Consider the following 14,275-nt stretch of genomic DNA (forward strand, 5'->3'; position numbering starts at 1 on the left):
CCGCGCGCTTCAGGCCCGAAAGGGCAGAATCGCCTCGTAACTGGCAAGCGGGGCGGCCCCGGCAACCTGCCGGCCGCGGCGCAGCAGAAAGGCGTGGCGCACGATCTCGGCCTGCTGCTCGATCCCGTATTGCTCGAGTTTCCAGCCGGGCCTCAGCGTGTAGGCATAGCGGCACCAGGGATGGCGGCGCAGCAGCAGGAACCACGGCCCGTGCCGCTGCGCCTGCCAGACATGCACCATCTCGTGGATGAAATGGCCCTGGAGGCTGAGCGCAGCGGCGGCAAAATCATCGCAATAGTGGCGCGCCTCGGGGTGGAAGTGGAGATGCCCGCGCGGCGCCATCGTCACCCCGCGTGGTTGGAAGGGCACGAAGGTGCGGCGGCGGATGGTCACCGCGCCGTAGTCAATCGCATCGCCGAAGATGCTGCGCGCCAGCGCCACCTCGCCCGCGGTCAGCGCGCGCGCACCGCCGACCGGGCAGGCAGGCGCCGCGCCGCTCAGCGCGCCTCTCCCGCAGCGCGCAGCGGCGCGGCAAAGCTGTGCGTGGTGCCATCGGCAAAGCGCAGCGTCACCATCACGCTTTGGCCAGGCTTCCAGTCGGGCGCCGGCTGCATCGCCATCACATGAAGCCCGCCCGGAGAAAAGCTGACCCTGACGCCATCGCTGAGCTGCACCGGATCGGCCCCCACCATCATCCGCGCCCCGTCCTTCTCGATGGTCTGATGGATCATCGTCATGCCAGCCCCTTCGATCGTGACCTCATCAAGCGTTAGGCTGCCCGCGCCGCGGTAGGAAAGATCGAAATAGAGCGCCGCCGGATTGCCGGCCACGGGGGAAAGCACGATCCGGGGATTGGCAATGGCAAGGCCTTGAGGGGCATCAGCGGGAGCAGGGGCGGGGGAGGCGGCAGGGGCGCTTGCCGCTTCACTCCTGGCTTCGGGCGCGCCGGCCTCGGGCGCGCAGGCGGCGAGCAGGGCAAGAACGCCCGCGCCCGCAGGGGAACTGGCGGCAAGGGGGAACAGGCGCATCGCAAGGGGCCTTTCGCAGTGACATCGAAGGTTTCACAAGCTGCGCCCGTCTAGTGCCGCGCGTCCCTTGTGCCAAGCAAATCCGCACCTATATCGCCCTCACAAACGAGCCGCCAAAGTGCTTTGCCGCGATCCGGGAAGCCGACGGCAGCGGTGTCCAACAATTGTCCAGATGGATGGGAAAAACATGGGTAAAGTAATCGGTATCGACCTCGGCACCACCAATTCCTGCGTGGCCGTGATGGATGGGGGCAAGCCCAAGGTCATCGAGAATTCCGAAGGGGCGCGCACCACGCCCTCGATCGTCGCCTTCACCAAGGATGGCCAGCGCCTCATCGGCCAGCCGGCCAAGCGCCAGGCGGTGACCAACCCCGACAACACGATCTTTGCGGTCAAGCGCCTGATCGGTCGCCGGTTCGACGATCCGATGACCAAGAAGGATGCCGAGCTCGTCCCCTACAAGATCGTCAAGGGCAAGAACGGCGATGCCTGGGTGCACGCCGGGGGCGAGGATTACAGCCCCTCGCAGATCTCCGCCTTCATCCTGCAGAAGATGAAGGAGACCGCCGAGAGCTATCTGGGCGAGCCGGTGACCCAGGCGGTGATCACCGTGCCGGCCTATTTCAACGATGCCCAGCGCCAGGCGACCAAGGATGCCGGGCAGATCGCTGGGCTGGAAGTGCTGCGCATCATCAACGAGCCGACCGCGGCGGCGCTCGCCTATGGTCTCGACAAGCAGGATGGCAAGACCATCGCGGTCTATGACCTTGGCGGGGGCACCTTCGATATCTCGATCCTCGAGATCGGTGATGGCGTGTTCGAGGTGAAGTCCACCAATGGCGACACCTTCCTGGGCGGCGAGGACTTCGACAGCGCCCTCGTCGAATATCTTGCCGAGCAGTTCAAGAAGAAGGAAGGCATGGATCTCAAGGCCGACAAGCTCGCGCTCCAGCGCCTCAAGGAGGCGGCCGAGAAGGCCAAGATCGAGCTTTCGAGCGCGGCGACCACCGAGATCAACCTGCCCTTCATCACCGCGCGCATGGAAGGCGGGGTGACGACGCCGCTGCACCTGGTTGAAACCATCACCCGGGCCGATCTTGAGCGCCTGGTCGATCACCTGATCCAGCGCACGCTCGAGCCGTGCAAGAAGGCGCTGGCCGATGCCGGCATCACCAAGGATCAGGTTGACGAGGTGATCCTCGTGGGCGGCATGACCCGCATGCCCAAGGTGCGTGAGGTGGTGGAGCAGTTCTTTGGCGTCAAGCCGCACACCGGCGTCAACCCGGACGAAGTCGTCGCCATGGGCGCGGCGATCCAGGCGGGCGTGCTGCAGGGCGATGTCAAGGACGTGCTGCTGCTCGACGTGACCCCGCTCTCGCTCGGTATTGAGACGCTGGGCGGCGTGTTCACCCGCATGATCGACCGCAACACCACCATTCCGACCAAGAAGACCCAGGTGTTCTCCACCGCCGAGGACAACCAGGACGCGGTGACGATCAAGGTCTATCAGGGCGAGCGCGAGATGGCGGCCGACAACAAGCTGCTCGGCAATTTCGACCTGATCGGCATTCCCCCGGCGCCGCGCGGGGTGCCGCAGATCGAGGTGACCTTCGACATCGACGCCAACGGCATCGTCTCGGTCAGCGCGAAGGACAAGGGCACCGGCAAGGAGCAGACCATCAAGATCCAGGCCTCGGGCGGGCTGAGCGAGGCCGACATCGAGCAGATGGTCAAGGATGCCGAGCGCTTTGCCGAGGAGGACAAGAAGCGCCGGGCCGCGGCCGAGGCGCGCAACCAGGCCGATAGTCTGGTGCACGCCACCGAAAAGCAGCTTGCCGAGCATGGCGAGCGGATCGATGCGGCCACCAAGGCCGAGGTCGAAACCGCGATCGCGGCGGTCAAGACCGCGCTTGAAGGCGGCGATGCCGACGAGATCAACGCCAAGGCCCAGGCGCTCACCCAGGCGGCGATGAAGATGGGTCAGCAGATCTACGAGGCCCAGCAGGCTTCCGCCGCGCCCGAGGGCGATGGCGCCGCGGCTCCCGAAACGCCGGCCGAGGACGTGGTCGACGCCGAATTCTCCGAGGTCGACGAAGACAAGAAGGGCTAAAGCCCCGATGCCAACCCTATCGTCGTCGGCGGGCCCGGTTCCCCTTTCCGGCCCGTCGGCGGCGACCGGCGATGCGGATTAGGTCAGCCTCATGTCCAGCGCCCAGCTCGATTACTATCAGACGCTCGAGGTCAGCCGTGACGCCGACGGCGAGACCCTGAAGCGCGCCTATCGCAAGCTGGCAATGAAATATCACCCGGACCGCAATCCGGGCGATGCCAGCTGCGAGGCCAAGTTCAAGGCGATCAACGAGGCCTATGACTGCCTCAAGGACCCGCAAAAGCGCGCCGCCTATGACCGCTACGGCCACGAGGCCTTCACCCAGGGGATGAACGGCGGCGGCGGTGCGGGGCCCTTTGGCGGCGGCTTCGGGTCGCGCGGCGACTTTGCCGATATCGGCGACATCTTCGAGACCATCTTCGGCAGCGCCTTTGGCACCGGCGGGGCGCAGCGCCAGCACAGCCGCCGCGGGGCCGATCTGCGCTATGACCTGCAAGTGAGCCTCGAGGAGGCCTTCCACGGCAAGTCGACCGAGATCGAGATCGAGGTCAGCGCCCCGTGCGAGACCTGCGAGGGCACCGGCGCCACCCCCGGCACCAGCGAGCGCACCTGCAACCTTTGCCATGGCATGGGTTCGGTCCGCGCCAAGCAGGGCCTGTTCGTAATCGAGCGCCCGTGCCCCACCTGTTCGGGCCGCGGCACGGTGATCGAGAACCCCTGCCGGGTGTGCCGGGGCGAGGGCAGGGTGGACAAGCCCCAGACCCTCAAGGTCGATATTCCCGCCGGGGTCGATACCGGCACCCGCATCCGTCTTGCCGGCAAGGGCGAGGCCGGCCAGCGCGGCGCGCCGGCGGGCGATCTTTACATCTTCCTCCATGTAAAGCCGCACCCGCTGTTCGAGCGCGATGGCACCACGCTTGCCACCCGGGTGCCGATCAGCTTCACCACCGCGGCGCTCGGTGGGTGCGTCGAGATCCCCGATCTTGGCGGCGGGGTGAACCGACTCGAGATTCCGCCGGGCATCCAGTCGGGCAAGCAGCTGCGCATCCGCGGGGCCGGGATGCCGATGCTTCAGGGGCGCGGGCGCGGCGATCTGGTGGCCGAGATCGTGGTCGAGACCCCGACCCGCCTCACCCGCCGCCAGCGCGAGCTGCTCGAGGAGTTCCGCACCACCGAAACCGGCGAGGAATGCCCCGAAAGCCGCAGTTTCTTTGCCAAGCTCAAGGAAGCTTTCGGCGGCTGATGGGGGCGGGCGCGGGCGCGCCTTGTCGGGTCTTGGCGTGATGGCCTCGGCAGGCCGCCCCACGCAACGGCAACCGATGGTCAACCGAGCCTTTCGTGCACCTCGCGCCGGATCTGTGTGAGCAGGCCCATGGCGCAGCGCCCGGCGATTTCCTCCTCCTCGAGCACGGCGAGGAACAGCGCGCGCTTGGCCGCGCGCAGGCTGGCGGGCGGCACGCCCCCGGGCACGGTCGAGGCGATGAGGTCGATCATCCGCTCGGTCCCGTGCAGCCGGCCCCACAGATAATCATTCTCGCGGTAGTCGCGGCTGAAGAAGGCGCCGAAATTGTAGAACTCGATGCCGCGCAAGGTCGCCGCGGTGCCGCCCTCGCGGATGCTGCGCGCATCCTCGGGCGAGATGCGATCGATCTTGACCGGGTTGAACTCATCCAGCCCCTCGCGCCGGGTCAGCGGTAGGGTGGCGACATCGTAGAAGGGAAAGCCGAGATAGGTGAGCAGCATCCGTCGCTTGAGGAGCTTGGGACTGTCCTCCAGCGCGGCGATCAGCATTTCCTCGGCTGCAAGGTCGGTCGCGGGCAGCAGCCTTTCAGTGGCGAGGAAATCGAGCACCGCGTCCGGAGCGTCGTGGGCACGCGCGGCCAGTGCGGCAAAGCGCGGCGATTGCAGCACCTCCTCGTCGGCCTTGTGATAAAGCGCGATGATTTCAAAAATCCGGTCGCGCCCCCGGTCAAGCGCCTCATCAGGGATGGCCGGATCAAGCTCCCAATCGCGCGCCAGCTTGCGCGTCAGCAATTGCAGGCGGCGGATGCGAAAGCCGGTGTCGTGCGCGCGGAAAAAGGCGATCGCCTGCGCGCTTGCCCCGCCGCTGCTGTCGGTCAGCTCGGTCAGCCCGCGTTCGGCCAGCGCAGCGCGCAGCCGGCTGACCAACTCGGCAGGATCGGCCATCGGCGTTCCTGCTGCCTTGAGCGTGAGCCGGGCGAGTTGATCGAGGATCGCCTCGAACTTGGTCAGCGCATAGGCGGCAAAGGCATAGCCGGCGCGCTCGGCCGCGGCCTGCTGCGCCTTGGCCCGCCAGGCCGCAAGCCGCTTGGGCGTCGGCCGATCGAGCAGGAAGGTATAGCCGAACAATCGTTCCACCGCGCGGTCGATATCGGGCTGCAACGCCATGACGATGCGCCTCAGCCGCGCCGCCTCGCGCGATTGCTGGGCAATGCGTTCGAGATCGTCGCGGATCGGCTGTTCACGCGGGATGGTCGAAAGCGAGCCGAAGATCGCACCGAAGAAGCCGACCTCGCGCCGCCGCGTGCCGGGGGCAGGGCCGCTGCCTTCCGGGCGCGGGTCGAGATAGACGAAGCGGCGATCGACCTCGCGCTGCGCCGGGCGCCCGTGCAGCGCCCCGAGCGCGGCGCCGAAGGGGGCGTTGACCAGCACCGCTCCGTCGATCAGCGCCACCTGATCGAGCGTGCCGGCACGCACATGGGCGGGCATGGTCCGGGCCAGAAAGGTCTCACGGCTGTGCCAGATGTGCCCCTGAGCCTCAGCCAGGGCGTCGATTTCTGCCAGGGTCAGCGGCGGAAAGGCGCCGGGAAAGCTGGCCGTGGCGCGCGCGGCCAGCACCAGTTCGAGCCGGTCGGCCAGCACCTGCGGCGGGTCGGCGCCAACCGAGGCGCGAAAGCAGATCGGCAGGCGGTGCTCGGTCTCCTCCACCTCGGGGGGAGAGTGGAGCCGCAGGGTTTCGGGATGGCCGCGAAAATCGGTCGCCGTCACCACCAGATCGACCGGGTGGCCTGGCGGTAGCAGCGGCGCGCCGTCGCCCTCCTCGGCCATGCGCGCCAGCGCCTCGTAGAGCATGGCGGAAAAGCGCGTGCCCGAGAAGGGCGGTTCAAACCAGCGCCCGCGCACGAAGCGCGAGACCTTTCGCCGCACCTCGGCGCGCGTTTCGGGCGAGACCGTGGCGCTCACCCCATTGTCGGGGCGCGAGAGGAACCATTCGGCGATCGGCTGCGCCCAGAACTTGGCATAGCGCCACAAGGGCTCGGCCTCGGGATCGGTGAGCGCGCTGACATCGGCATTGGCAAGCCACAGATCCGTGAGCGGCTCGAGGCTGTGGCCGGCATGGATCGCCTGGGCCAGGAACACCGCGTTGATGCCCCCCGCGCTCGCCCCGGTGAGGATGTCGGGCAGCACCCTCAGGCGCATGGCGTGCTCGCGCTCGATCATCGCCAGCACATCAAGATAGGCCGCGGCCGCGCCTTCGAGCCGCACCGCCGAAGGGTGATGAAAGGCGCGGCTGGCGCGGGCAAGATGCCAGACTTCCTTCGTGATGCCATGCATGTAGACCGCAAGGCTGATGCCGCCATAGCAGACAAGGGCAAGGCGCAGTTCCTTCTGGCGCATGGACAATCCCTAGCGGCCAAGCGGCACGCGATGCAATTGCGTTCAGCATCTGTTCCGGTTAAGGCAGGTGATCATGGCAAAACCCAAGCGCCGCTATGTCTGTCAGGAATGCGGGGCGGTCGCGCACCGCTGGCAGGGGCAATGCGGCGATTGCGGGGCGTGGAACACGCTGGTCGAGGATGTGCCGGCAAGCGTCTTTGCGCAAAGGCACGATCTCTCGCAGGGTGGGCGGCTCGTGGCCTTCGAGCCGCTCGATGCGCCGGCGCCGCTGCCGCAGCGCACCTCGAGCGGCCTTGCCGAGTTCGATCGGGCGCTGGGCGGCGGGTTGGTGCCGGGATCGGCGGTGCTGCTGGGCGGCGATCCGGGTATCGGCAAGTCCACCCTGCTGCTCCAGACCGCGGCCAGCATCGCCCGCAGCGGGCTTGATGTCGTCTATGTCAGCGGCGAGGAGGCCGCCGGCCAGGTGCGGCTGCGCGCGGCGCGCATGGGGGTGGCGGCAGCGCCGATCCGGCTGGCGGCGGAAACCTCGGTGCGCGACATCCTCACCACGCTGGCCGAAGGGCCGCCCCCGGCGCTGCTGGTGATCGATTCGATCCAGACCATGCACGCCGACATGATCGAGGGTGCCCCCGGCACGGTCAGCCAGGTGCGCGGCTGCGCGCTCGAGCTTATCCGCTACGCCAAGGAGAGCGGCTGCGCGCTGGTGCTCGTTGGCCATGTCACCAAGGATGGCAGCATCGCCGGGCCGCGGGTGCTTGAGCACATGGTCGATGTGGTGATGAGCTTCGAGGGCGAACGCTCGCACCAGTATCGCATCCTGCGCGCGCTCAAGAACCGTTTCGGCGCGGTGGACGAGATCGGGGTCTTTGCCATGGCGGGCGAGGGGCTGGAGGAGGTGGCCAACCCCTCGCTGCTGTTCCTTTCCGGGCGCGAACGCCCGGTGGCGGGAAGCGCGGTGTTCCCTGCGCTCGAGGGCACCCGTCCGGTGCTGGTCGAGATCCAGGCGCTGATCGTGCGGCTGCAATCGGGCGCAACGCCGCGCCGCGCGGTGGTGGGGTGGGACAGCGGGCGGCTGGCAATGCTGCTTGCGGTGCTCGAATCGCGCTGCGGGCTCAATTTCTCGGCCGCCGAGGTCTATCTCAATGTCGCCGGGGGCTATCGCCTGACCGATCCGGCGGCCGATCTTGCCGTGGCCGCGGCGCTGGTCTCGGCGCTGGCGGACCGGCCCTTGCCCGACAAGACCGCCTGGTTCGGCGAGGTGAGCCTTGCGGGCGAGATCCGCGCCGTGGCCCATGCCCCGGTGCGGCTGCGCGAGGCGGCCAAGCTCGGCTTTGCCCGCTGCTATGGCCCGCCCGGCGCGCTCGCCGGGGCCGGGCGCGAGGGAGGCGGGGCCGATTACCGCGAGCTTGGCGCGCTTGCGAACCTCGTTGACCAGGTGATGGGCAGCGCATAACCAAGCTGGCCATGGCCGGGCTTGACATCATCATTATCATCATCGTCGGCGTTGCAGCAGTTGGCGGCTTCACCCGCGGACTGGTGCAGGAAGTGCTCTCGCTTGCCTCGTGGGTGATGGCGGCGCTGGCGCTGCACTTTCTGCACCCCTACCTCACCGAGGCGTTGCGCAACGTCTATCGCGCCGAGCCGGCGGTCTCGCTGCTGGCCTTCGTGCTCCTGCTGCTCATTCCCTATGCGGCGATGAAGGTGATCACCGGCACTGCGAGCGGCGCCTCGGACGGGGCGGTGCTCGGCCCGATCGATCGGGTGCTCGGTTTCGGCTTCGGCGCGGTCAAGGGCGCGCTGATCGCGGTCTTTGCCTTTGCCCTGCTGGCGATCGGCTTCGATCAGAGCTGGGGATATCGCGGCAGGCCGCAATGGATCACCGGTGCGCGCACCTATGCGGCTGCCGATGCCTTCTCGCGTCAGCTGATCCCGGCGATCGCGGTGCAGCGTGAGCGCTTGCGGCGCGAGGCCGAGACGCGCGATGCCGCAGCCGCGCGCGCCGGGGGCAAGGGCGGCTGAGCGGGGATGGCAAGGCCCAGTCCTGCGGCACGGCTCTACAGCCCGGGGCTGCTCGCGCTTGCAGCCGAGCTTTCCGCTTATCCCCTCGATCCGGCCCTGCCACTGCGGGCCGAGGCGCGTTCGCGCAGCTGCGGTAGCGTGATCGCGCTTGGCCTTGCCTGCGATGGGGCGGGGCTGGTGGAGCGGATCGGGATGATGGTCTCGGCCTGCGCCATCGGCCAGGCCTCGGCCGCGCTCATGGCGCGCGGCGCGATCGGGCAAGGCGCTGCGGCGATCACCGCCACCGGCGCGCAGCTTGCCGCCTGGCTTGGCGGTGATGCTCCGCTGCCTGATTGGCCGGGGCTTGCCGCGCTGGCACCGGCGCGCGAACATCCCGGGCGGCACGAGGCGCTGCTGCTGCCGTGGAAGGCGGCGGCGCAGGCGCTTTCCTGCCCGGCAGCGGGCGGCTAGGGAAGCGGGAAAGTCTCGCGCAGCGCAGCTGCTGCGCGTGCAAAGGGGAAAGACACGCATGGCACAGGCTGAGGCGCTCGGCACCCGCGAGCCGAGCGAACAGGAAATCCGGCTGGTGATCGCCGCCTCGAGCGCGGGCACGATCTTTGAATGGTATGATTTCTTCATCTACGGCACGCTGGCCTACATCCTCAAGGACGCCTTCTACGCCACCGACAACGAGACGCTGGGCCTGCTCCTCGTCTGGTCAACCTTCGCGGTCGGCTTTGCCTTTCGCCCGCTGGGGGCGATCCTGTTCGGCTTTCTGGGTGACCGGCTGGGGCGCAAATACACCTTTCTTGTCACTGTCACGCTGATGGGGATTGCTACCGCGGGCGTCGGTCTCATCCCCACGGTGGACACGATCGGCATGGCCGCCCCGATCATTGTCATCTGCCTGCGGGTGATCCAGGGCCTGGCGCTGGGCGGGGAATATGGTGGGGCGGCGATCTATGTCGCCGAGCATGCCCCGCCCGAAAAGCGCGGCTTTTACACCAGCTTCATCCAAGCGAGCGTCGCCGGGGGCTTTGTCCTTTCGATCATGGTGGTGCTCGCCTGCCGGGCGCTGATCCCGGCCGAGGCCTTTGCCGCCTGGGGTTGGCGCGTGCCTTTCCTGCTCTCGCTGATCCTGCTCGGCATATCGCTGTGGATGCGCCTCAAGCTGTCCGAAAGCCCGGTGTTCCAGGCGATGAAGGCGGCGGGCGAAACCAGCGGCAACCCCTTTGTCGAAAGCTTCACCTATCCCGGCAACAAGAAGCGCATCTTCGTTGCGCTTTTCGGCATCACCGGGGTGCTCACCACGATCTGGTACACCGCCTTCTTCTCCGGCATGAGCTTCCTGCGCGGGCCGATGCATGTCGATGACCTGACCGTCGAATGGGTGCTGCTGATCTCGGGCCTGATTGCGATGAGCTTCTACCTTGTCGTGGGCAAGTGGTCAGACCGGGTGGGGCGCAAGCTGCCGATCATCATCGGCGCGGCTCTGACGCTGGTGCTGCTTTTCCCGCTGTTCTGGGCGCTGGGCGGTCTTGCCAATCCCGGCCTTGCCGAAGCCGCGCGCCGCGCCCCGGTGGCGGTGAGCGGCCCGGCCTGCGAGACCGATCCCTTTGCCGAGCTGTTCCAGCGTGAGCAGACCGATTGCGGCAAGCTGCTCGAAACCCTCACCGCCTCGGGCGTGGCCTACAGCCTGACCCCGGGTGATGAACTCTCGCTCACCGTCGGCGGCGAGCCGGTTGCGATCGATCCGGCCTGGTTTGCCGATGCTGCCGCGCGCAAGGCCGGAGTGCAGGCCGCGCTTGCCGCGCATGGCTTTGACTTTTCCAAGCAGCGCCCCGCGCTGGCCAATGTGCTCGGGATCATCGCGGTGCTGCTGGTGCTGGGGATGCTCTCGGCGCTCACCTATGGCTCGGTGGCCGCGCTGCTTTCGGAAATGTTCCCGGCCAAGATCCGCTATTCCTCGATGTCGATCCCCTATCATATCGGCGCGGGCTACCTTGGCGGATTCCTGCCGCTGATCGCCGGGGTAATCGTGGCGAGCACCGGGGATATTTATGCCGGGCTGTGGTACACTTGGGCGGTGGTCGCCTTCGGGGTGGTGGTGGCCTGGTGGGGCATTCCGGGCGGGCCGCCGCGAGACTTTGCCGATGACTGAGCTGCGCCGCGCGTGCCCCTCTGCGACAGCAGCGGATCTGGCCGTGCCGCCGCCGCAGCTGCGCCTCATTGTCGATCAGGCGGCCCTTGCGGCAAACTGGCGCGCGCTGGCCGCGCTTTCGGGGCGGGCCGAGACCGGGGCGGCGGTCAAGGCCGATTGCTACGGCCTTGGCATCGACACCTGCGCGCCCGTGCTCCTTGCAGCGGGGTGCCGCAGCTTCTTTGTTGCCCATTGGAGCGAGGTGCGCGCGCTTGCGGCCCACGTCCCGGCAGAGGCAATCGCGGTCCTCCACGGTCCGATGAGCGCGGCGGACTGCGCCTTTGCCCGCGCGTGCGGCGCGGTGCCGGTGATCAATTCGCTCGATCAGGCGCGGCTGTGGAACGCCACGGGGGGTGGGCGCTGCCACCTGATGATCGACACCGGGATCAACCGGCTCGGCATTGCCCCGGCCGAGGCGGGCGATCCGGCGATCGCCGCGCTCGAGATTGATATCCTGATGAGCCACCTTGCCAGCGCCGACGAGGACAGCGCCATGAACGCGCGGCAAGCCGAGCTGCTGCGCGCGCTCGCCCCGGCGATCCCCCATCGGCGCGTGAGCCTTGCCAACAGCGCCGGGATCGCGCTGGGCGAGCGCTTCGCCTTCGATCTCACGCGGCCGGGGCTTGCGCTCTATGGCGGTGTGCCGCGGGGTGAGCTTGCCCCCCACATCCGCCCCGTCGCCCGGATCGAGGCGCAGCTTTTGCAATGCCGCGAGATCGGCGCGGGCGAGAGCGTGGGCTACAACGCCGCCTTCACCGCTGCGGCGCCGATGCGCATCGGCACGGTGGCGATCGGCTATGCCGATGGCTTCCTGCGCCAGCGCGGGCCGGGCAATGCCCTCCTGCATCAGGGCCGCGCCCTGCCGATCCTTGGCAAGGTGTCGATGGACATGGTGGTGGTCGATCTCGGGCCTGCGCCTGATCTTGCCGCGGGTGAATGGGTGGAGGTGCCGTGGAACCTTGCCGATGCAGGGCAGGCCGGCGGGCTTTCGCCTTACGAGCTGCTCACCACCATCGGGCCACGCCTGCGCCGCTGTTAGTTTCACCGGGCCGCTTATTGCGCTGCAGCTTGTGCGGGTGCTAAAGGCGGAGTTCCGGGGAGACATAACAAGGATCGCGGGTCAATGGTCGGAAAGGCGAAGGCAGCATCGCGCGCTGAAGGCGAAGCGATCATCATCAAGAAATACGCCAACCGGCGGCTCTACAACACCGCGTCATCGAGCTACATCACGCTTGAAGACCTCGCCCGGATGGTGCGCGAGAATGTCGAGTTCCAGGTGCTCGATGCCAAGAGCGGGGATGACATCACCCATTCGATCCTCACCCAGATCATCATGGAGGAGGAAGCCAATGGCGGGCAGATGCTCCCGGTGAGCTTCCTGCGCCAGCTCATCGGCATGTATGGCAATTCGATGCAGGCGCTGATGCCGTCCTATCTCGAAGCCAGCATGAACAATTTCCGCGAGAACCAGGCCAAGATCCGCGAGGCCTTTGAAAAGGGTATGAGCGCGGGGCCGCTCGCTGCGCTGCACGAGACCAACATGGCGATGATGCGCGCCGCGGCCGATGTCTTCCTGCCCGCCATGTCCAAGCCCAAGGACAAGCCGGCACCGCCGCCGCCAGCTGATGAGCTGGCCGAGCTGCGCGCGCAGATGGCGGCGATGCAAAAGCGGCTGGACGAACTCGGCAAATAGCGCTTTGGCACGTCCCCGCGCCTCGGCGCTGCCTCTCGAGCATTTTCAGGAAAGCACCCCAAGTGTCCCAGATCCGCCACGCGCTCTCCACCAGGCGCGCCGATGATTTTGCCAGCTGGTATCAGGAAGTGATCGCGGCTGCCGACATGGCCGAGGAATCGGGCGTGCGCGGCTGCATGGTGATCAAGCCCTGGGGCTATGGCATCTGGGAGCGCATCCAGCGGCTGATGGATGAGCGCATCAAGGCCGCAGGCGTGCAGAACTGCTATTTCCCGCTGTTCATTCCGCTCGCCAATTTCACCCGCGAGGCCGAGCATGTCGAAGGCTTTGCCAAGGAGATGGCGGTCGTCACCCACCACCGCCTGATCGCCGATGGCAAGGGCGGGCTGATCCCTGATCCCGCCGCCAAGCTCGAAGAGCCGCTGGTGGTGCGTCCAACTTCGGAGACGATCATCGGCGATGCCATGGCGCGCTGGGTGCAGAGCTGGCGCGATCTGCCGCTGCTCACCAACCAATGGGCCAATGTGGTGCGCTGGGAGATGCGCACCCGCATGTTCCTGCGCACCAGCGAATTCCTCTGGCAGGAAGGCCATACCGCGCACGAGACCCGCGAGGATGCCCTCGCTGAAACCCACCGCGCGCTCGAGATGTATCGCGCCTGTGCCGAGGAGGATCTGGCGCTGCCGGTGATCGCCGGGGAGAAGCCTGAGAACGAGCGTTTCCCGGGTGCGGTCGAGACCTGGTCGATCGAGGCGATGATGCAGGACGGCAAGGCGCTGCAGGCCGGCACCAGCCACTACCTCGGCACCAATTTCGCCCGCGCCGCCGGCATCCAGTTCCAGGATCGCGAGGGCACCCAGCAATATGCCCACACCACCAGCTGGGGGGTTTCGACGCGCCTCATCGGCGGGGTGATCATGACCCATGGCGATGATGACGGGCTGCGCGTGCCGCCGAAGATCGCGCCGCAGCAGATCGTCGTCATCCCGATGCTGCGCGAGGCACCCGAGGACGCCGAACTCATCGCCTATTGCGAGCGTGCGCGCGCCGAGCTTGCTCAGCACAGCGCCTTTGGCGAACGGCTGCGGGTGCTGCTCGATGTGAAGCCCGGCAAGGCCGCAGCCAAGCGCTGGGACTGGGTGAGGAGAGGCGCGCCCGTGATCATCGAGGTTGGCCCGCGCGACATGGCCGAGGGCAAGCTGGCGGTGCTTCGGCGTGACCGGCTGTGGAACGCCGAGAGCGGCAAGCCTGCCTTCACCTATCCGGCGCTCGACGACTTCGTTGCCGGGGCCGGCGCGCTGCTCGAGGCGATCCAGCAGGGCCTCTTTGCCGAGGCCCGCGCGCGGCGCGATGCCAATATCACTCGTGCGCTTACCGATTGGCGCGCGGTGGTCGATCATTTCGCGCAGGGCGGCAAATATCCGGGCTGGGTCGAGGTCGAATGGGCGCGGCCCAGCGGCGCGGCGCTGGAGCAGGTGGTCGCGCAGCTCAAGGCGGCCAAGCTCACCATCCGCAACGTGCCGTGCGGGGCCGAGCCGGCGGGCGGCACCTGCATCTTCACCGGCGAGAAGGCGGTCGAGCGGATTATCGTCGCGCGGGCTTACTGA

At 67.6% G+C, this 14,275-nt stretch carries 12 protein-coding genes; 9 read left to right on the forward strand and 3 right to left on the reverse strand.

Annotated elements, in window-relative coordinates:
- Positions 1-9: 9 nt before the first annotated feature.
- Together G524_RS0100825 and G524_RS14575 are read right to left on the reverse strand one after the other, a co-directional pair.
- The gene (locus G524_RS0100825; RefSeq protein ID WP_245561249.1) at positions 10-441 is read right to left on the reverse strand and encodes a vgr related protein; all 432 of its coding nucleotides are present in this window, start codon (positions 439-441) and stop codon (positions 10-12) included.
- 56 nt (positions 442-497) lie between these two features.
- Complete coding sequence (locus tag G524_RS14575) at positions 498-1,028, reverse strand: copper chaperone PCu(A)C (RefSeq protein WP_051220802.1); 531 nt, start codon at positions 1,026-1,028, stop codon at positions 498-500.
- A 187-nt stretch (positions 1,029-1,215) separates the two neighbouring features.
- Between G524_RS14575 and dnaK the strand changes: the two genes are divergently transcribed.
- Complete coding sequence (gene dnaK, locus G524_RS0100835; protein WP_027442002.1) at positions 1,216-3,138, forward strand: molecular chaperone DnaK; 1,923 nt, start codon at positions 1,216-1,218, stop codon at positions 3,136-3,138.
- A 91-nt stretch (positions 3,139-3,229) separates the two neighbouring features.
- Positions 3,230-4,381, forward strand: coding sequence for a molecular chaperone DnaJ (gene dnaJ, locus G524_RS0100840; protein ID WP_027442003.1), 1,152 nt, complete (start codon positions 3,230-3,232; stop codon positions 4,379-4,381).
- 80 nt (positions 4,382-4,461) lie between these two features.
- On the opposite strand, the gene G524_RS0100845 is transcribed toward dnaJ, so the two are convergent.
- The gene (locus tag G524_RS0100845; RefSeq protein ID WP_027442004.1) at positions 4,462-6,777 is read right to left on the reverse strand and encodes a patatin-like protein; all 2,316 of its coding nucleotides are present in this window, start codon (positions 6,775-6,777) and stop codon (positions 4,462-4,464) included.
- Positions 6,778-6,850: 73 nt separating this feature from the next.
- Between G524_RS0100845 and radA the strand changes: the two genes are divergently transcribed.
- The 7 genes from radA to G524_RS0100880 all read left to right on the forward strand — a co-directional run bounded on the left by radA (position 6,851) and on the right by G524_RS0100880 (position 14,275).
- The gene (gene radA / locus G524_RS0100850; RefSeq protein ID WP_027442005.1) at positions 6,851-8,230 is read left to right on the forward strand and encodes a DNA repair protein RadA; all 1,380 of its coding nucleotides are present in this window, start codon (positions 6,851-6,853) and stop codon (positions 8,228-8,230) included.
- 11 nt (positions 8,231-8,241) lie between these two features.
- Positions 8,242-8,796, forward strand: coding sequence for a CvpA family protein (locus tag G524_RS0100855; RefSeq protein WP_027442006.1), 555 nt, complete (start codon positions 8,242-8,244; stop codon positions 8,794-8,796).
- A gap of 6 nt (positions 8,797-8,802) precedes the next feature.
- On the forward strand, positions 8,803-9,246 hold the full coding sequence (locus G524_RS0100860; RefSeq protein WP_027442007.1) for an iron-sulfur cluster assembly scaffold protein: 444 nt from the start codon (positions 8,803-8,805) through the stop codon (positions 9,244-9,246).
- Between the two features lie 58 nt (positions 9,247-9,304).
- Positions 9,305-10,936 carry an MFS transporter gene (locus G524_RS0100865; RefSeq protein ID WP_027442008.1) on the forward strand — a complete coding sequence of 544 codons (1,632 nt, stop codon included), beginning with the start codon at positions 9,305-9,307 and terminating at the stop codon, positions 10,934-10,936.
- Positions 10,929-12,014: an alanine racemase gene (gene alr / locus G524_RS0100870; protein ID WP_051220803.1), complete on the forward strand. Its 1,086-nt coding sequence runs from the start codon at positions 10,929-10,931 to the stop codon at positions 12,012-12,014. The genes G524_RS0100865 and alr overlap by 8 nt, the downstream gene beginning before the upstream one ends.
- An 84-nt stretch (positions 12,015-12,098) precedes the next feature.
- The gene (phaR, locus tag G524_RS0100875; RefSeq protein WP_027442010.1) at positions 12,099-12,668 is read left to right on the forward strand and encodes a polyhydroxyalkanoate synthesis repressor PhaR; all 570 of its coding nucleotides are present in this window, start codon (positions 12,099-12,101) and stop codon (positions 12,666-12,668) included.
- Between the two features lie 62 nt (positions 12,669-12,730).
- Positions 12,731-14,275 (forward strand): aminoacyl--tRNA ligase-related protein, encoded by a 1,545-nt coding sequence (locus G524_RS0100880; RefSeq protein ID WP_027442011.1) that lies wholly within the window; start codon positions 12,731-12,733, stop codon positions 14,273-14,275.

This window comes from Erythrobacter cryptus DSM 12079, from assembly GCF_000422985.1.
Lineage (GTDB): Bacteria > Pseudomonadota > Alphaproteobacteria > Sphingomonadales > Sphingomonadaceae > Erythrobacter > Erythrobacter cryptus.